Source organism: Streptomyces sp. NPDC039423 (assembly GCF_055598725.1).
Genome location: NZ_JBVKAH010000006.1, coordinates 344,780 through 362,342, shown reverse-complemented (window position 1 = coordinate 362,342; position 17,563 = coordinate 344,780). Strand labels below are relative to the sequence as shown.

At 73.6% G+C, this 17,563-nt stretch carries 16 protein-coding genes; 5 read left to right on the top strand and 11 right to left on the bottom strand.

The window, feature by feature from the left end:
- Positions 1-27 precede the first annotated feature (27 nt).
- Positions 28-1,017 carry a WD40 repeat domain-containing protein gene (locus ACZ7LK_RS21415; protein WP_471142651.1) on the top strand — a complete coding sequence of 330 codons (990 nt, stop codon included), beginning with the start codon at positions 28-30 and terminating at the stop codon, positions 1,015-1,017.
- 186 nt (positions 1,018-1,203) lie between these two features.
- Here the strand turns inward: ACZ7LK_RS21415 and ACZ7LK_RS21410 are convergent, their stop codons facing one another.
- From ACZ7LK_RS21410 to ACZ7LK_RS21400, 3 genes are all read right to left on the bottom strand, one after another.
- Entirely contained in the window at positions 1,204-2,055 is an 852-nt protein-coding gene (locus ACZ7LK_RS21410; RefSeq protein WP_392275036.1) for an ABC transporter permease, read from the bottom strand.
- On the bottom strand, positions 2,052-3,023 hold the full coding sequence (locus tag ACZ7LK_RS21405; RefSeq protein ID WP_392275306.1) for an ABC transporter ATP-binding protein: 972 nt from the start codon (positions 3,021-3,023) through the stop codon (positions 2,052-2,054). Before ACZ7LK_RS21405 ends, ACZ7LK_RS21410 begins: the two co-directional genes overlap by 4 nt.
- A 231-nt stretch (positions 3,024-3,254) precedes the next feature.
- Positions 3,255-4,049, bottom strand: coding sequence for a TetR/AcrR family transcriptional regulator (locus tag ACZ7LK_RS21400; RefSeq protein WP_469461146.1), 795 nt, complete (start codon positions 4,047-4,049; stop codon positions 3,255-3,257).
- Between the two features lie 88 nt (positions 4,050-4,137).
- On the opposite strand from ACZ7LK_RS21400, the gene ACZ7LK_RS21395 reads away from it, so the two are divergent.
- Both ACZ7LK_RS21395 and ACZ7LK_RS21390 read left to right on the top strand, forming a co-directional pair.
- Positions 4,138-5,106 carry an ATP-binding cassette domain-containing protein gene (locus ACZ7LK_RS21395; protein WP_392275038.1) on the top strand — a complete coding sequence of 323 codons (969 nt, stop codon included), beginning with the start codon at positions 4,138-4,140 and terminating at the stop codon, positions 5,104-5,106.
- Between the two features lie 8 nt (positions 5,107-5,114).
- Positions 5,115-5,933, top strand: a complete 819-nt coding sequence (locus tag ACZ7LK_RS21390) for an ABC transporter permease (protein WP_392275307.1) — start codon at positions 5,115-5,117, stop codon at positions 5,931-5,933.
- 63 nt (positions 5,934-5,996) lie between these two features.
- Here ACZ7LK_RS21390 and ACZ7LK_RS21385 read toward each other — a convergent pair whose 3' ends face one another.
- The 8 genes from ACZ7LK_RS21385 to ACZ7LK_RS21350 form a co-directional block, all read right to left on the bottom strand.
- Positions 5,997-6,659 (bottom strand): DUF4360 domain-containing protein, encoded by a 663-nt coding sequence (locus ACZ7LK_RS21385; RefSeq protein ID WP_392275039.1) that lies wholly within the window; start codon positions 6,657-6,659, stop codon positions 5,997-5,999.
- A gap of 275 nt (positions 6,660-6,934) precedes the next feature.
- On the bottom strand, positions 6,935-8,053 hold the full coding sequence (gene serC, locus ACZ7LK_RS21380; protein ID WP_471142647.1) for a phosphoserine transaminase: 1,119 nt from the start codon (positions 8,051-8,053) through the stop codon (positions 6,935-6,937).
- A gap of 94 nt (positions 8,054-8,147) precedes the next feature.
- A complete protein-coding gene (locus ACZ7LK_RS21375; protein WP_471142859.1) occupies positions 8,148-9,392 on the bottom strand; it encodes a cytochrome P450 family protein in 1,245 nt (414 codons plus the stop codon).
- Positions 9,392-10,609: a cytochrome P450 gene (locus tag ACZ7LK_RS21370; RefSeq protein WP_392275041.1), complete on the bottom strand. Its 1,218-nt coding sequence runs from the start codon at positions 10,607-10,609 to the stop codon at positions 9,392-9,394. The genes ACZ7LK_RS21375 and ACZ7LK_RS21370 overlap by 1 nt, the downstream gene beginning before the upstream one ends.
- On the bottom strand, positions 10,606-11,205 hold the full coding sequence (locus tag ACZ7LK_RS21365) for a GTP-binding protein (protein WP_392275042.1): 600 nt from the start codon (positions 11,203-11,205) through the stop codon (positions 10,606-10,608). Before ACZ7LK_RS21365 ends, ACZ7LK_RS21370 begins: the two co-directional genes overlap by 4 nt.
- Complete coding sequence (locus ACZ7LK_RS21360; RefSeq protein ID WP_392275043.1) at positions 11,186-11,542, bottom strand: DUF742 domain-containing protein; 357 nt, start codon at positions 11,540-11,542, stop codon at positions 11,186-11,188. Before ACZ7LK_RS21360 ends, ACZ7LK_RS21365 begins: the two co-directional genes overlap by 20 nt.
- On the bottom strand, positions 11,539-11,946 hold the full coding sequence (locus ACZ7LK_RS21355; RefSeq protein ID WP_336320886.1) for a roadblock/LC7 domain-containing protein: 408 nt from the start codon (positions 11,944-11,946) through the stop codon (positions 11,539-11,541). The genes ACZ7LK_RS21360 and ACZ7LK_RS21355 overlap by 4 nt, the downstream gene beginning before the upstream one ends.
- Positions 11,943-13,511: a sensor histidine kinase gene (locus ACZ7LK_RS21350; protein ID WP_471142641.1), complete on the bottom strand. Its 1,569-nt coding sequence runs from the start codon at positions 13,509-13,511 to the stop codon at positions 11,943-11,945. Before ACZ7LK_RS21350 ends, ACZ7LK_RS21355 begins: the two co-directional genes overlap by 4 nt.
- 187 nt (positions 13,512-13,698) lie before the next feature.
- Between ACZ7LK_RS21350 and ACZ7LK_RS21345 the strand changes: the two genes are divergently transcribed.
- Both ACZ7LK_RS21345 and ACZ7LK_RS21340 read left to right on the top strand, forming a co-directional pair.
- Positions 13,699-16,506: an FAD-binding and (Fe-S)-binding domain-containing protein gene (locus ACZ7LK_RS21345; RefSeq protein ID WP_471142638.1), complete on the top strand. Its 2,808-nt coding sequence runs from the start codon at positions 13,699-13,701 to the stop codon at positions 16,504-16,506.
- Between the two features lie 109 nt (positions 16,507-16,615).
- Positions 16,616-17,542: an EamA family transporter gene (locus tag ACZ7LK_RS21340; protein WP_392275046.1), complete on the top strand. Its 927-nt coding sequence runs from the start codon at positions 16,616-16,618 to the stop codon at positions 17,540-17,542.
- The last annotated feature ends 21 nt before the right edge of the window (positions 17,543-17,563 follow it).

Here is a 17,563-nt window from a genome sequence, read left to right as displayed (position 1 = left end):
TGCGATGTGACCATGGACACTGGGAGCATGCGTTCGTTGCGTACGACCCTGGGGGCGGCCTTCGCCGCGGTGGTGCTGGCGGCCGGTCCGGCGGTGGCCGGCGAGGAGGACGGCGGGTTCACCGTCGAGGACGCCCGGATCACCGAGTCCAGCGGCCTCGCCGCCAGCCGTGCCCACCCGGGGGTCTACTGGACGCACAACGACCAGGACGGGCCACGGGTGTTCGCCGTGGACTCCAGGACGGGCAAGACCGTCGCCACCGTCACCCTGCGGGGCATCGGCACGCCCCGGGACATGGAGGCGATCTCCGTCGGAGCCGACGGGGCGGTGTACGTCGGTGACATCGGCGACAACCTCGACGGCTCCTGGGACCACGTCTGGATCTACCGCTTCCCCGAGCCGAAGGAGCTGCGCGACCAGGCCGTGGACGCCACGCAGTACACGGTGCGGTACGCCGACGGGCCCCGGAACGCCGAGGCGCTGATGGTGCACCCCGTCACGGGGCGCGTCTACATCGCGTCCAAGAAGGAGGACGGGGGCGGTCTGTACGAGGGCCCCGCGCGGTTGTCGGCGGACGGGGCGAACGTGTTCCGGCGGATCGGCGAGGTGCCGTGGGTCACCGACGGGGCGTTCTCGCCGGACGGCCGGGAGCTGGTGCTGCGCGGGTACTTCAGCGCCCGGGCGTACGCGTGGGAGGACGGGCGGCTCGGGGCCGAGAAGCGGCTGAGCGCGCCGATCATGCGGCAGTCGGAGTCGGTGACGTACACGGCGGACGGTTCGGCGCTGATGTACGGCTCGGAGGGCTCGGGCAGCCGGGTGGAGCGGGTGCCGCTGGAGGACGGCCCCCGGCCCGCCCCCGGCGGCAGCAGCTCCCCCGCCCCGGACGGAACGCCGGCCCCCGGGAAGCCCGCCGCCGGCGACGGCACCGGCACCACCACGATGGGCGCCCTCGTCCTGGCCGGCGCGGCCGGGCTGGTCCTCCTGTGGCACCGGGCGCGGCGGCGGAGCGCCGGCTAGGGGAGTGTCCGTACAGCATCGGCCGCCGCAAGGGCACCGCCAACACTCTGGCCGCGCTGAAGCCGGTCCGTGCCGCCCGGCCCGACAGCGTCCCGATCCACATCGTGGCCTTGCACCGCCACCTGCGCCGGCGCCCGCTGCCCGACGCGGCCTGACCAGGAGCCGGGCCGACATCCCGGCACATCGTCAAACGACCCGCTGCATCGCCTTCCGGTGCCGTTCCGCCATCGCGGCCCCGGACTCGCGGCGGGCCATCCTGCGCAGGACGGATGGTGCGAGGAGCAGCCCGGCGACTGCCCAGACGCCCAGAACGCCCGCCGTCTCCAGGTGCCGCCAGGATTCGCCGATCTCGGCGGCGACCGCATCGGCCGGCAGCAGCGCCGAGCGGAGACCGAGGCCGAGCCAGTACACGGGGAAGATCTGCCCGACGGTCCGGAGCCACTCGGGCAGCTCGGACAGGGGGAAGTAGATCCCGGAGATCACGACGAGTCCCATCACCGGGAGCATCAGCAGGCCGACGGTGCGCGGACTGCTGACCAGTGAGCCGATGACGGCGCCGATCGGCAGGGTCGCCAGGAGACCCAGCGGCGTCACCCACACCAGCGTCAGCAGCGCTCCGCCGCCCTGCCGGGCCACCCCGTCCACCAGGAACACGCCGACGGCGAAGGGGAGCGCCATGGAGACGAGAGCCGTGCCCGACACCATGATGATCTTTCCGACCAGGTGGCCGACCATGCCGTGCGGCACCGCCTTGGCCCGCAGGAGCGTGCCGTCCTCGCGCTCGGTCGCGAGTAGCTGTGCCGTGGTCATCATCCCGGTGAACGCGAGCGTCATGCCCAGCATGCTCGGCAGCATGAACGCGCCGGTCGAGATGCCGGCGCCCTTCAGCGGGTCGTCCTTGAGCAGGAACAGCGGCACGAGGAGCAGGACCGTCCAGAGTACGTAGCCGAACACGTCCTGGCCGGTGGTGAAGGTCTGCCGGAGTTCCGTCCAGCCGCGCCGCACTCCTACTCCCGCCGCGTACCACACCGGACTCATCGCGATCCCTCCCCGAAAGCGTGCACCGTCCGCTCATCGGGAACGTTCCCCGCCTCGAGCTCCCGCACCATCGTCAAGTAGGTGTCCTCCAGGCTCGCCCGGCGCACCTCCAGCCCGCCGATCGCCTCGCCGTGCTCCTCGAACAGCCGACGGACGAACCGGGTGGGCTCGGCCGTCGCCTCCTCGAAGTGCCGCCCGGCCCGCGTCCAGCGCACAGTGGCCTCGGCCGATGCCTGCCGCGACAGCTCCTCGGCCGAGCCATCGGCCACGATCCGGCCGCCGGCCAGAATCAGGATCCGGTCGGCGAGCCTCTCCGCCTCGGCAAGGTCGTGCGTGGTCAGCAGAACAGTGGTGTTCTCGTCCGCCAGCCCGCGTACCAGGCCGTGGAACTCGTTCCTCGCCTCCGGGTCCAGACCCGCCGTCGGCTCGTCCAAAAACAACACCTCAGGCCTGCCTACGATGCCGACGGCCACGTCGAAGCGCCTGCGCTGCCCGCCGGACAGAGTCCCGACCCGCTTGTCCGCCTGCTCGGTCAGACCCACTGCGGCGAGGAGCTCGTCAACGTCCCACGGCCGCCGCACGAGGGCCGTGGAGTACGGCGCGTAGTACGAGCCGAGATGGGCCAGCAGTTCCCGCACCCGCCACTTGCCGTGGTCACGCCAGGACTGCAACACGATGCCCAGGCGCGCACGCCACCGCTCGTCCCCGCCGGCCGGATCAGTGCCGAGGACGGTCACGTCACCGGCAGAGCGCATCCGGAAGCCTTCCAAGACCTCGATCGTGGTCGTCTTGCCCGCGCCGTTCGGGCCGAGCAGCAGGACGACTTCGCCTCGCCGGGCCGTGAATCCGACACCCTTCAACACGTCCTGACTGCGGTAGCGCATCCGCAGATCCCGTACGGCGATGACCGTGTCGCTCTCCGGCGGTGGGCTGCTCCCTACCCCGGATGAGGCGTGAGCGGTCGTCATCGGTGTTCCCCCGTCCGTATCGTGGTCCGTTCTCTGGGAGAAGGGGCCGGAGGCCGTGCCGACGTCCGTGGTCATGGGACGTGTGTATGGCTGCGGCGGACGTTGCCGCCTGGCAGCAGCCGTTCGGGCCCTCCCCGGACGAACACATTACCGAACGGATCAGGTATCTGATCTTGTCGATCGCTGCGCCGAGCCGCCGGACCGACGATCCGGTGACCGGGAAGTCCCTCCCTAGGGCCTGTCGTCCGGACGGCCCTCCGCCCGGCGGGCCACCCGTGCTTCGAGGCCGTCCAGCAGGGTGCGCAGGCCGAAGGCGAAGTGGTCGAAGTCGGGGGAGAAGGCGTCCCGGGAGAGCGCGGCCATCACGGGGTAGTCGCCGGTGCGCATGGCGCGGTCGAGGAAGGGTTCCTGGCGCGTCCAGAACTCCTCGTCGCTGACGCCGGTCTCCTTGGCCGCCTCGACCGTCTCGGCCTCCATGCGCGCGATGCCGGTGACGAAGCTCTGGACGGCGATGATCAGGGAGATGAGCTCCGGGTCGGAGAGGCCGGTGCCCCGCAGTCCGGTTAGGGCGAGTTCGAGGCCGCGCAGGGTGCTGGGGCCCAGGACGCTGCGGGCCTGGTTGACCTTGAGCAGCCATGGGTGGCGGCGGTAGAGGCCGAGTTCGGCGTGGGCCAGGGCGTCCACGGCGGCGCGCCAGTCGCAGGGCTCGGGCGGCTGGGAGTCGAGCATCAGGCCGCGGACGCGGTCGAGCATCAGGTCGAGCAGCTCCGCCTTGCCGGGGACGTACCGGTACAGCGACATGGTGCCGACGCCGAGGTCGGCCGAGAGGCGCCGCATGGACACCGCGTCCAGGCCCTCGGCGTCGGCGACCTCGACGGCGGTGGTGACGATCCGGTCGAGGGTGAGGCCGCGCCGGGGTCCCCGGGTGGCGGGTTCGCCCGTGCCCCAGAGCAGCTCCAGGCTGCGGACGACATCGCCGCTGCCGCTGGTCGCCGTCGCCGCCGCGGGCTTGCTGTCGCTGGTCATGGCGTCAGCGTAAATCACTGGACAGAAACTGGGTACGCCGTACGCTATGTTGGGTACGGTGTACTCAGTTCTTGGACGGGGAGGGCGCATGGACGACTGGGCGGTACGGGCCGAGGGCCTGGAGAAGCGGTACGGGGACAAGCGCGCGCTGGACGGGTTCGACCTGGCCGTGCGCACCGGCACGGTGCACGGTCTGCTGGGACCCAACGGGGCGGGCAAGACCACCGCCGTGCGGGTGCTGGCGACGCTGCGCCGCTTCGACGGCGGCCGCGCCGAGGTGGCCGGGGTCGACGTGGCGCGCGACCCGCGCAAGGTGCGGTCGCTGATCGGGCTCACCGGCCAGTACGCGGCGGTGGACGAGATCCTGACGGGCCGGCAGAACCTGGAGATGTTCGGCCGGCTGTTCCACCTGGGCGGGCGCCGGGCCCGCGCCCGCGCCGCCGAGCTGCTGGAGCGGTTCGACCTGACGGAGGCGGCGGACAAGGGCGTCGAGGGGTACAGCGGCGGGATGCGCCGCCGTCTGGACCTGGCCGCCTCGATGATCCTGGCGCCCCGCGTGCTGTTCCTGGACGAGCCGACGACCGGTCTCGACCCGCGCGGCCGGGGCGAGGTCTGGGACGCGGTGCGGGCCCTGGTGGCGGGCGGGACCAGCGTGCTGCTGACCACCCAGTACCTGGAGGAGGCCGACCGGCTCGCCTCCCGGGTCACGGTCATCGACCGGGGCCGGGCCATCGCCGACGACACCCCCGAGGCGCTGAAGGACCGGGTGGGCGGCGACCGCATCGAGGTCGTCGCCCTGGAGGCGGCCGACCTGCCGCGGGTGGCCCGGACCGTGGCGCGGGTGTGCCTGGGCGAGCCGCGCGTGGACGAGGCCGGGCGCCGCGTCCACGCGCCCGTCACCGACCGGGTGAAGGCACTGACCGAGGTCGTCAGGTCCCTCCAGGACGAGGGCGTCCACGTCGAGGACATCGGGCTGCGCAGGCCCAGCCTGGACGACGTGTTCCTGCGCCTGACCGGTCACGCGACCGAGGAGAAGAAGGCGGAGGTGGCCGCGTGAGCACGACCATGGAACCCCTCGCGGGGCGCGGACGGGCCTACTGGGCCGTGGCGGACTGCTGGAACGTGGTCCGCCGCCATCTGACCACCTACCGGCGCAAGCCGGTCTACATCGCCTGGCAGCTCGGCTTCCCGATCCTGTCGGTGCTGCTCTACGGGTACGTCTTCAGCGGTGCGATGAAGCCGCCGGGCGGCGGCGGGGCGTCGGACTACCGCGACTTCCTGATGCCCGGGATGTTCGTGATGACGATGGCCTTCGGATTCATCAACACCGCGACGACGGTGGTCACCGACGCCAACAAGGGCGTCATCGACCGGTTCCGCTCCATGCCCATGGCCCCCTCCGCGGTGGTCACCGGGCGGGGCGTCACCGACGCGATCATCGCCTGCGCCGAGCTGACCATCCTGGCGACGACGGCGTTCGCGATGGGCTGGCGCTCGGACGGCGGCCCGGCCGCCACGGCGGGCGCCTTCGCGCTGCTGCTCCTGCTGCGCTACTGCCTCACCTGGGTGGGGATCTGGCTGGGGCTGCTGGTCCCGAACCCGGAGGCGGCGGGCGGGCTGTTCGCGGTCGCCTTCCCGCTCACCATGATCTCCAGCGTCTTCGTGCCGCCGGGCACGATGCCGGGCTGGCTGGGCACGATCGCCGCCTGGAACCCGATCTCCTCCACGGCCGCGGCGACCCGGGAGCTGTTCGGCAACCCCGGCGCGGGCGGCGGGAGCTGGGTGGAGCAGCACGCGCCGCTGATGGCGGTGGTGTGGCCGGTGGTGATCACGGCGGTGTTCCTGCCGCTCGCGGTGCGGCGCTTCCGGCGGCTGAGCCGGTAGCCGGGAGGGACGGGGGTGGGCCCGCGGAGGGGGCGCGGGCCCACCCGGTCCTCGGGGGAGCGCCTACTTGGGCGGGCACTCCTTCCACGCCAGCCGGTAGACGGTCTTGATCTCACCGTCGGTGGAGTCCATGGCGATGAAGCTGTTGGTCTTCGTCGGGTCGGAGGTGCCCGCGCTGACCCGCAGCTCGGTGTTGATGTTGAAGTTGCGCTTGACCCCGCAGGGCGCCCAGACGAGCTGGCCCCAGTCGGTCTGGTCGGTGGCCTGCCAGTTGTCGTTGTACGGGCCCCGGTAGGGGTGGCTCTTCTGGGCGGTGTCGGGCGAGCCCTGGAAGTAGTAGGACGCCCTCTGGACGGCGGTGGCGCCGGCCTCCAGCTTGGCGTAGCCGCGGTAGTCGGCGCCGGCGACGGCGTAGGTGAAGCCGCCGGGGACGTGGACGATCAGGTTGAGCTGACAGTTCTTGCGGAAGTCGGTCGGCTCCGCGCCCACGCCCACCTGGGCGAGGTAGTCGCTGTAGGTCACGGTGAAGGCCGTGTTGTCCGGGGCCACGGCGACGGCGGCCGTGCCCTGGCGGCAGCCCGATCCGTTGACGGTGGCGACCTCGATCACGATCTTGTCGGGCGGGGCGACGATGCCCGCCGACGCGGGGGACGGGGTGAGGACGGTCGCCGCGAGGGCCGTGGTGGCGGCCGTGCCGGCGAAGAGGGTCCGGGATCTTCTGGACATGGGGCTCCGATCGGTTGCCGGTCGAAGTGGGGGGTCCAACCGTGGATGGCACAGATGGCACAGATGGCACAGATGGCACAGATGGCACAGATGGCACAGATGGCGCGGGTAGCGCGGATGGCGCATGCATGTCACACACTCTGCGTGTGGTGCTGCCGGAGTGCTTGGGATGGTAGGGACACCGGACGAGCCCCGATAGAGCGGTTATCGGCCGCATGCGGAAGGGCCCCCACCCATCGGGCGGGGGCCCTTTCGTCACACGGTCGTGCCGTCGGCTACAGCTTCTCGATCACGTAGTCGACGCACGCCGTCAGCGCCTCGACGTCCGACGGCTCGACCGCCGGGAACATCGCGATCCGAAGCTGGTTGCGGCCCAGCTTGCGGTACGGCTCGGTGTCGACGATGCCGTTGGCGCGCAGCACCTTGGCGACCGCCGCCGCGTCGACCTCGTCGGAGAAGTCGATGGTGCCGATGACCTGCGAGCGCTTCGCCGGGTCGGCGACGAACGGCGAGGCGTACTTGGACTCCTCCGCCCAGCCGTACAGCGTCCGCGCGGAGGTCGCCGTGCGGCGCACCGACCAGTCCAGACCGCCCTGGCCGTTGATCCACTTGAGCTGCTCGTTGAGCAGGAACAGCGTGGACAGCGCCGGGGTGTTGTACGTCTGGTTCTTCAGCGAGTTGTCGATGGCGGTCGGCAGCGAGAAGAACTCCGGGACGTGGCGGCCCGAGGCGTGGACGCGCCGGGCGCGCTCCAGGGCGGCGGGCGAGAACACACCGATCCACAGGCCGCCCTCGGAGGCGAAGGACTTCTGCGGCGCGAAGTAGTAGACGTCCGACTGGGTGATGTCGACCGGCAGGCCGCCCGCGCCCGAGGTCGCGTCCACCAGCACCAGCGCGCCCTCGTCGGCGCCCTCGACGCGCTCGACCGGCGCGGCGACACCGGTGGACGTCTCGTTGTGGGTGAACGCGTACACGTCCACGCCCGCCTCCGCCCGCGGCTCCGGGTGCGTGCCCGGCTCCGAGGAGATGACGGTCGGCTCGGCCAGCCACGGAGCCAGCTTCGCGGCCTTGGCGAACTTGGAGGAGAACTCGCCGAAGGTCAGGTGCTGCGACTTGTTCTCGATCAGACCGTGGGTCGCGATGTCCCAGAAGGCGGTGGAGCCGCCGTTGCCGAGGATCACCTCGTACCCCTCGGGCAGGGAGAACAGGTCACGCACGCCCGAGCGGACCTCGCCGACCAGGTTCTTGACCGGGGCCTGGCGGTGGGAGGTACCGAGGAGGGAGGTGCCGGTGGCGGCCAGGGCCTCCAGCGCCTCCGTACGCACCTTGGAGGGGCCCGCGCCGAAACGGCCGTCGGCGGGCTTGATGTCGGTGGGAATCTGGATCTCAGCCACGCCTCGGAGCCTAGCCGGTGACGGACACGGCGCGAGCGCCGTGTCCGTCCGGTGAGACGAGCGGATGAGACGCGCAGCGCCTCCCCGGCGGGCGTCAGCCGAGGCGGACCGGCAGCTCGAAGAGATCGTTCTGGGTGACGACCGGCTTGTGGCGCAGCTCCGTGACCGGCACCGCCAGGGTGAGACGGGGGAAGCGCTCGTACAGGGCGGGCAGGGCGATCCCCGCCTCCAGCCGGGACAGCGCCGCGCCCGGGCACACATGCGGCCCGTGGCCGAAGGAGATGTGCCGGTTGGGCGAGCGGGTGACGTCGAAGACGCCGGCCGTCGGACCGTGCTGCTCCTCGTCACGGCCGATCGCCCCGTACGACACGATCAGCGCGTCCCCGCGCGGCAGGACCCGGTCGCCGACGGCGACGTCCTCGGTGGCGAACCGGATCAGGACGTGCGACGTGGGGGTGGAGTACCGCAGTGTCTCCTCGACCACCGCGTCCCAGCCGACCTCACCGGAACGGACCAGAGCGAGCTGGTCGGGATGGGCCGACAGGTTGACGACCGCGTTGACGATCAGCGAGATCGTCGTCTCGTGGCCCGCCGCCACCATGAGCTGGAGGGTGGAGACGATCTCCGCGTCCGTGAGGTGGTCGCCGTCCTCGGACGCGGCGATCAGCGCGCTCGTCAGGTCGTCGCCCGGCTCCGCCCGGCGGGCCGCCACCACCTTCGCCATCATCCCCGCCAGCTCCCCGAGGGTCGCCACGACCTCCCCGGGCGGCGTCTGGGTGGAGAAGAACCGGTCGAACAGCACCTTCAGCCGGGGGTGGTCCGCCGCGGCGATGCCCATCAGGTCGCTGATCACGTACATGGGCAGCGGATAGGCGAAGGCGGCCTTCAGGTCGACCGTCTCCGCCGGCCCGTACGCGGCCAGCCCGTCCAGCAGCCCCCGGGTCAGCTCGGTGATCCGCCCCCGCATCCGCTCCACCCGGCGCGGGGTGAGCGCCTGGGCGACCAGCGCCCGCATCCGGCGGTGGTCCTCGCCGTCCACCGTCAGCATCGAGCGGCCCGGGTTGGCCAGCCCGATCAGCGGCCAGTCCGCCGGTATCTCGCCCCGCCGCCAGGCACCCCACACCTCGATGTCCTTGACCAGCCGCTTGTCGGTGAGCAGCGCCCGCGCCTCCGCGTGGCGCGTGACCGCCCACACCGGGACCCCGCCCGGCAGGACGACCCGGGCGAGCGGCCCGGCCGCGCGCAGCGCCGCGCTCTCGCCGTCGAGGTCGGTGACGAACGGGTCGAGGGGGATGGGTTCGGCCGCTCCGGCCGGTACGGCCGCTTCGGTCACGGGGATCACGGAGTGCCTCCGAGGGCGGGGGTCGGGGTGAAGGTCACGGGCAGGTCGGTCATGCCCCGCAGCCAGGGCGAGGGACGCCGGGTCAGCGCGTCGGCGCCGGTCGCCAGGTCCAGGTCGGGCAGCCGGTCCAGCAGCACCTCGATCCCGGTACGGGCGATGACCTCGGCCATCTCCTGGGCGGGGAACGGGCAGCGGTGCTCGCCGTGCCCGAAGGAGAAGTGGGCGCTGTTGCCGCCGGTGAGCGCCGCGTTGTCGATGTGGACCTGCGGGTCGGCGTTGGCGGCGGCCAGGCCCAGCAGGACGAGGTCACCGGCCTTCACGTGCCGCCCGCCCAGGTGCGTGTCGCGCGACGCCCACCGGCCGGCCACGTTCTGCGTCGGGGTGTCGGCCCACAGCACCTCGTTCATCGCCTCGGCGACGCTGTGCCGGCCCCCCGACAGGGAGGCGGCGAACCGGTCGTCGGTCAGCATCAGCCGCAGCGAGTTGCCGATCCAGTCGGCCGTCGGCTGGTGCCCGGCCGCCATCATCACCATCAGGTCCTGGGCGATCTCCTCCACCGAGAACCCGGACGGGTCGGCCAGCATGCGGGACACCACGTCCTCGCCCGGCTCGGCGGCCTTGGCGGCGAGCAGGGCGGACATCGACTCCGCCAGGTGCCGCTGGCCCTCCAGCGCCCGCTCCCGGCCGTCGATCATGTCGTTGAGCGCGGTCACCAGCCCCGGGCCCTGCTCGTCGGGGACGCCGTAGACCTTCACCAGCACGCGGACCGGCAGCAGCATGGCGTACTGGGCGATCAGCTCCGCCCGCCCGGTGCCGCAGAACGTGTCGACGAGCCCGTCCGCGTACTCCTCGGCGTACCGGCGCAGACTGAAGGGGTCGACCGATTCCAGCGCGGTCGCGATCATCCCCGCCCGCTGCCGGTGGCGCTCGCCGGTGGTGTAGAGGATCGAGGGCTGCTTGCGCCCGATCATCGGCAGCAGCGGCCAGTCGGCGGGGATGCGGTCCCACTGGTTCCACAGCTCGGAGTCGCGGCTGAACAGCACCGGGTCGCTGGTCACCTGGTGCAGCTCGCGGTAGTCGAGCACCAGCCAGGCCGGGACGTCCCCGTCGAGGAGGACCGGCGCGACGGCTCCGTGCTCGCGCCTCATCTCCCGGTACAACCGGGCGGGTTCGGTCTGGAACCGGGGCCCGGACAGGGGCACGGGGGCGGTCATGTTCTGGTCTCCCGGAGGGCGTGCAGACGCTGGAGGTGCGTGACGAGGGTGATCAGTACGTACTTGCTCGACGAGCGGTCGCGGGCGTCGCACTCCACCAGCGGTACGTGGTCGGGCAGGTCGAGCGCCTCGCGGACCTCCCGCTCGGTGTGGGCCGGGCCGCCGAAGTCGTTGCAGGCGACGATGAACGGCATGCCGTGGTGCTCCAGGCGGTCGATCGCGTACCAGGAGTCGGCCAGGCGGCGGGTGTCGACCAGGACGACCGCGCCCAGGGTGCCGGCGAACAACCGGTCCCACAGGAACCAGAAGCGCTCCTGGCCGGGCGCGCCGAACAGGTACAGCACGTTGTGCGCGTCCAGGGTGATGCGGCCGAAGTCGAAGGCCACGGTGGTGGACGTCTTGGAGTGGACCTGGGCCACGTCGTCGACGTCCTCGCCCGCGCGGGTCATCGTCTCCTCGGTGTTGAGGGGACGGATCTCGCTGACCGAGCGCACGAGGGTGGTCTTGCCGACACCGAAACCCCCGACGATGACGATCTTGAGACCGTTGTCGGCGGTGCTGGTGAGGGGTGTCCGTTCAGAGGTTGCGGAGTCCAACGAGCACCTGCTCCAGGATGTCGGGGTCGGGAAGGCTGTGCGCGGAGGTGCGCGGGTGACGGGCGCTGATCCGGCCCGTGTCCAGCAGGTCGGAGAGCAGGATGCGCACGATGCCGACCGGCAGGCCCAGTTCGGCCGCCACCTCCACCACGGCGGTGGGGCGGTGGCACAGACGCAGGATCGCCGCGTGCTCGGACTGCATGCCGGGCGCCGGCTCCGACTCCGCCACCACCAGGGTCACCAGGTCGAACGGCGCGTCCGGGGCGGAACGGGTGCGGCCGCCGGTGAGGGTGTACAGCCGGTCCGGGGACTCGTCCCTGTGGCTCCCCGGGGTCACGGGGTGCGGGGCTCGGCGTGCAGGTGCTCACCGAGCTGCTCGACGAGTTCGCTCATGTTGTGGCCGATCAGGCCGACGTCGGAGTCCTCGGCGGCCACGACCGCGAGGTGCGCGCCCTCCCCGGCCTCGACGATCAGCAGCACTCCACCGTAGAACTCGGCCATCGCGGACCGTACGCCGCCGGTGCCGTCGCCGAACTCCATGGACGCCCCGTGGGACAGGCTCTGGATGCCGGCGGCGATGGCGGCGAGCTGGTCGGCCTGGTCGACGGAGAGCTCCGGCGTACGGCACAGCTTGAGGCCGTCCCGGGACAGCACGAGGGCGTGGCGGGCTCCCGGCGTGCGCTGGAGCAGGTTCTCCAGCAGCCAGTTGAGCTTCTCGTCGGTGGTGGTGCCGGTGGTCATCGGGGGGTGCCTTCCGTGGTGGTGCGTACCGCTTGGCGGAAGCTGCTGAAACGGGCGGCCGACCGGGTCCGCGAGGCGGGGTCGGGGGGCGTGGTGGGCTCGGGGAGGGTGCCGTCGGTGAGGGTGCCGTCCGGGTGCGCGGCGGCCAGGGTCCGGCCGCGGCGGCGCTTGGGGAGGCCGCCGGGCGTCAGCGCGGTGCCGGGGCCGGGTTCGGTGCCGGCCGGCTGCGGCGGCTCGGGCGTGGCGAAGGGGGAGGAGGGCCGGTCGTGGACCTCCCGGGGCTCGCGGTCCGCCGGTACGGGCGGGAGGGCGCGGGCGGGCGCGGCGGTGGCCGCGGGTGCGGGGGCGAGCGCGGGTGTGGGGGACGGTGCCGGCGGGTGCGCGGGGCGGGTGCGGGTGATCAGCTCGTGCGGGATCATCATCAGCGCGCCGGTGCCGCCCCGGGCCGAGGGCCGGAAGGAGACGGTCAGCCCGTGCTTGCGGGCCAGCCGGCCGACGACCGCGAGACCCAGCCGGGTGCCCGACAGGCCGGTGAGGTCGGTCCGTTCGGCGGTGACGGCCCGCTCGGCGCGGCGCAACTGCACCTCGCTCATGACCAGGCCGCTGTCCTCGACGGTGACGACCAGCCCGGCGGGCACCTCCTCCACGTACACGTGCACCTCGGCGGTGGGCGGCGAGAAGTTGGCGGCGTTGTCGAGGAGTTCGGCCAGGGCGTGCATGACGCCCTCGGCGGCGTGGCCGGCGATCGCGGCGTCGCTGGTGGTGTGCAGCCGTACGCGCTGGTAGCCGCCGATACGGCCCATCGCGCCGCGCAGGATGGACTCCATCACGATCGGCTTCGCCCAGCGGCGGCCCGAACGGGCGCCGGTGAGCACGGCGATGGAGTCGGCCAGGCGGCCCGCCTGGGCGGTGCGGTGGTCGAGGTGGAGGAGGTCGGTCAGGACGTCCTCGTCGGCGTGCCGGTGCTCCATCTCGCGCAGGTCGGCGAGCATGCTCGTGGCCAGCGCCTGCATGCGGCCGGCCGCGTTGGCGCAGGCGGCCACGGCGGCGGCCCGGTTGGTCTCGCTGCGCGCCGCCTCCGCGCGGGCCCGGTCCGCCTCCGCGCGGGCCTCGACGGTGGCGCGTTCGGTCTCGGCGCGAGCCTCGGCTACGGCCCGGTCCGCCTCCGCGTGGGCCTCGGCGACGGCGCGTTCGGCGGCGGCGCGGACCTCGGCGGTGACGCGGGCGGTCTCGGCACGGGCCTCCGCGACGGCCCGGTCCGCCTCCGCCCTCGTGCGGGACGCCTCCCCGCGGGCCTCGGCGACCGTCCGGGCGCCGTCGGTGGCGCGGCGGGCGGCCTCGGCGGTGAGCGCGGCGTTGCGTTCGCGCAGCCGGCGGGCGGTGTCCAGGGCGTACGCGGCCAGGGTGACCGCGGCGGTCAGCAGGACGGCGGCCGCGGCCGCGCCCCAGGCCAGCGGAGCCCGGACGGAGCCGGGAGCGACGGCCACCGCTCCCGCGCACAGGAGGCCGGTGACGGCCGCCGAGATCAGCAGGGCCGGCGCGACCGGCCGGATGGAGGGGCGCAAATCGTCAGTCCTCTGGGCGTGGGTATCTGCGTACGTATCTGGAGCCGTCAATTCCCTAGCAATTCCGGGTCACTATAAGAGAATTGACGATCACTTTGGGAAGTTCTTGTGCGCTTTCTTACGGTGACCTCGGCGACCCCGGCGGGGGGCACGACACCGGCGGGCCCGCCCGGGGCATCCTGGCCCCATGGGTGATCGGCTTCGGGAGACGGCGGGCCTCGCACGGGCGCTGCGGGACGCCGTGCGCGGCGAGGTGGACTTCGGGGTGGCCGCCCGCGCGCTGCACACCATGGACGCGTCCAACTACCGGCGGGTCCCGGTGGGCGTCGTCGCCCCGCGCGACGCCGAGGACGTGGCCGCCGCGCTCCGGGTGTGCCGCGAGCACGGGGTGCCGGTGGTGCCGCGCGGGGCGGGGACGTCGATCGCCGGGCAGGCGACCGGGACCGGCGTCGTCCTGGACTTCACCCGGCACATGAGGGACGTCGTCTCGGTCGACCCCGGGACGCGGACGGCCGTCGTGCAGCCCGGCGTGGTGCTGGACCGGCTGCGCGACGCGGCGGGGGCGTACGGGCTGACCTTCGGGCCCGACCCGTCCACGCACAGCCGCTGCACGCTGGGCGGCATGATCGGTAACAACGCGTGCGGGTCGCACTCCGTGGCCTGGGGCACGACCGCCGACAACGTCGACCGGCTCACGGTCATGACCTACGGCGGCGCCGAACTCCGCCTGGGGCGCGGCGGACAGGGCGCGCCGGACGGACTGGCCCGGCTGGTCGGCGACCACCTGGCGGTCCTCCGCACCGGCTTCCGCCCGGACCTGCCCCGCCGCATCTCGGGCTACGCCCTGGACGCCCTGCTGCCCGAGCGCGGCACCGACCTGGCGCGGGCCTTCTGCGGCAGCGAGGGCACCCTGGGCGTGCTCACCGAGGCCACCGTCCGGCTCGTCGAGTCACCGCCCGCCCGCGCCCTCGCCGTCCTCGGGTACGCCGACGAGAGCGCCGCCGCCGAGGCCGCGCCCGGCCTCCTCCCGTACGGCCCGCTCACCGTCGAGGGCATGGCCGAGGACCTGGTGCGCGACCCGGCCGCCCGCGCCGCGCTGCCCCGGGGCGGCGCCTGGCTCTTCGCCGAGACCGGCGGCGCGGCCCCCGGCGAGGCCCGCGCCCGCGCGGAGGCCCTGCTCCGGGCCGCCGGCGCCCTGGACGGCGCCGTCGTCACCGACCCGGCGGCCCGGCGGGCCCTGTGGCGGGTGCGCGAGGACGCCGCCGGCACCGCCACGCGCACCGCCGGGGGCGCCGAGGCGTGGCCCGGCTGGGAGGACTGCGCCGTGCCGCCCGCCCGCCTGGGCGCGTACCTCCGCGACTTCCGCGCCCTGCTCGCCGAACACGGGCTGCGCGGCACGCCCTACGGCCACTTCGGGGACGGCTGCGTCCACGTCCGGATCGACTTCGACCTGGTCTCGGACGAGGGCGTCCGGCGCTTCCGGCGGTTCTCCGAGGAGGTCGCCGACCTCGTCGTCGCCCACGGCGGCTCGCTCTCCGGCGAGCACGGCGACGGCCAGGCGCGCGCCGAGCTGCTGCCGAGGATGTACGGCGACGAACTGGTCGCCCTGTTCGGCCGGTTCAAGGACCTGTGGGACCCGGACGGCGGGATGAACCCGGGCATGCTCGCCCGCCCCGCGCGCCTCGACGAGAACCTCCGCTTCGCCGTGCTCCCGCGCGAGCGCGTCGAGGTGGCCTTCGGCTACCCGCACGACGGCGGCGACTTCGCCACCGCCGTACGGCGCTGCGTCGGCGTCGCCAAGTGCCGGGTGGAGGGGCCGAACCAGGGGCCCGGTGTGATGTGCCCGTCCTTCCGCGCCACGGGGGAGGAGCGGCACTCCACGCGCGGCCGCGCCCGGCTGCTGCACGAGATGCTCGCGGGCGAGGTGGTCACGGACGGCTGGCGCTCGCCGGAGGTACGGGACGCGCTCGACCTGTGCCTGGGGTGCAAGGGCTGCCGGAGCGACTGCCCGGTGGGCGTCGACATGGCCACGTACAAGGCCGAATTCCTGCGCCACCACTACGCCGGCCGGCCGCGCCCCGCCGCCCACTACGCGCTGGGCCGGCTGCCGCGGTGGCTGCGGCTGGCGGCCCCGGTCGCCCGGCCGGTGAACGCGCTGGCCCGGGTGCGGCCGCTCGCCGCCCTGGCCAAGCGGGCGGCGGGCGTCGCACCGGAGCGGGACCTGCCCGAGCTGGCGGCCGAGACGTTCACCCGCTGGTTCCGGCGGCGGGGCGGCGGGCCGGGGGACCCGGTCCTGTGGCCCGACACGTTCACCGAGCACCTGACGCCCTCCGTCGGCCGCGCGGCCGTCACCGTCCTGGAGGCGGCCGGGCTGCGCCCGGCGCTGCCGCGCGGCCGGGTGTGCTGCGGCCTGACGTACGTCTCCACCGGCCAGCTCGACCGGGCCCGCGCCGTGCTGCGCCGCACCCTCGACACCATGGCGCCCGTCCTGGGCACGCCCGTGGTGGTCCTGGAACCGAGCTGCGCCGCCACCCTGCGGACCGACCTGCCGGAGCTGCTGCCCGGCGACCCCCGCGCCCGCCGGCTGGCCGCCTCCGTGCGCACCTTCGCCGAGATCCTCCAGGAGCGCGCCCCCGACTGGCGGCCGCCGCGCCTGGACCGACCGGTCGCCGGCCAGACCCACTGCCACCAGCACGCGGTCCTGGGCGACGCCGCCGACCGCCGCCTGCGCGAGCGGGTGGGCCTCACCGGCGACCTGGCCGGCGGCTGCTGCGGCCTGGCCGGCGACTTCGGCTTCACGCGCGGCCACTACGCCGTCTCGGTCGCCTGCGCCGAGGACCAGCTCCTCCCGGCCGTCCGCGCGGCCGCCCCGGACGCCGAGCTGCTGGCGGACGGCTTCTCCTGCCGTACGCAGATCGGGCAGCTCGCGGGCCGGCGGGCCCGGCACCTGGCGGAGGTGCTGGCGGAGGCGCTGGAGGAGGGGCTGGAGGGCTGAGGGGCGGCCCGTACCGTGGGAGGGTGGGTCCCATCCTGGTCGGTGCAGTATGTTGCACCGGTAGATCAATGGAAAGTACCGTGCGAGAGAAAGTCCTGAGGGTCCCGGTGTGAACGACACCACCCGTACCGCAGACGCCCCCGCCGTCGCGCTGCCCGAGGCCGCCGCCGCGCACCCGGAGGGTGCCGGACAGCGGCGAGGGGGCCTCGGCCCGGTCGCGCTGGTGGTGGCCGGCGGGCTGTCCGTGCAGTTCGGCTCGGCCGTCGCGGTGCTGCTGATGCCCCGCGCCGGAGCGCTCGGGGTGGTCACCCTGCGGCTGGTGCTGGCCGCCGTGGTGCTGCTGGCGGTGTGCCGGCCCACCGTGCGCGGGTACACCCGGGCCGACTGGGGGACGGTGGTGGCCTTCGGCACCGCCATGGCGGGGATGAACGTCCTCTTCTACCAGTCCGCCGACCGCATCCCGCTGGGCGCCGCCGTCACCCTGGAGGTGCTCGGCCCGCTCGTCCTGTCGGTGATCGCCTCGCGGAGGCTGGTCAACCTCGTGTGGGCGGGCCTGGCGCTGGGCGGCGTGGTGCTGCTGAGCGGGGGCGGCTTCGACCGGCTGGACCCGGTGGGCGCGGCGTTCGCCCTCGCGGCGGGCGCGATGTGGGCCGCGTACATCGTCTTCAGCGCCCGCACCGGGCGGCGGTTCCCGCAGGCGGACGGGCTGGCGCTGGCGATGGCCTTCGGCGCGGTGCTGACCCTGCCGCTGGGCATCGCCGAAGCCGGGTCGAAACTGCTGGTGCCGTCGACGGTCGGGCTGGGCCTGGCCGTCGCGCTGATGTCGTCCGTCCTGCCGTACACCCTGGAACTGCTCGCGCTGCGCCGGCTGCCCGCGCCGACCTTCGCCATCCTGATGAGCCTGGAGCCCGCCATCGCGGCGACCGCCGGCTTCCTCGTCCTGCATCAAGCCCTTTCCCTCGTCGACGCGTTGGCGATCGCGCTGGTCATCGCGGCGAGCATGGGCGCCGTGCGGTCCCAGATGGCGAAAAAGTAAAGCAAGCACGCTTGCTTGTTT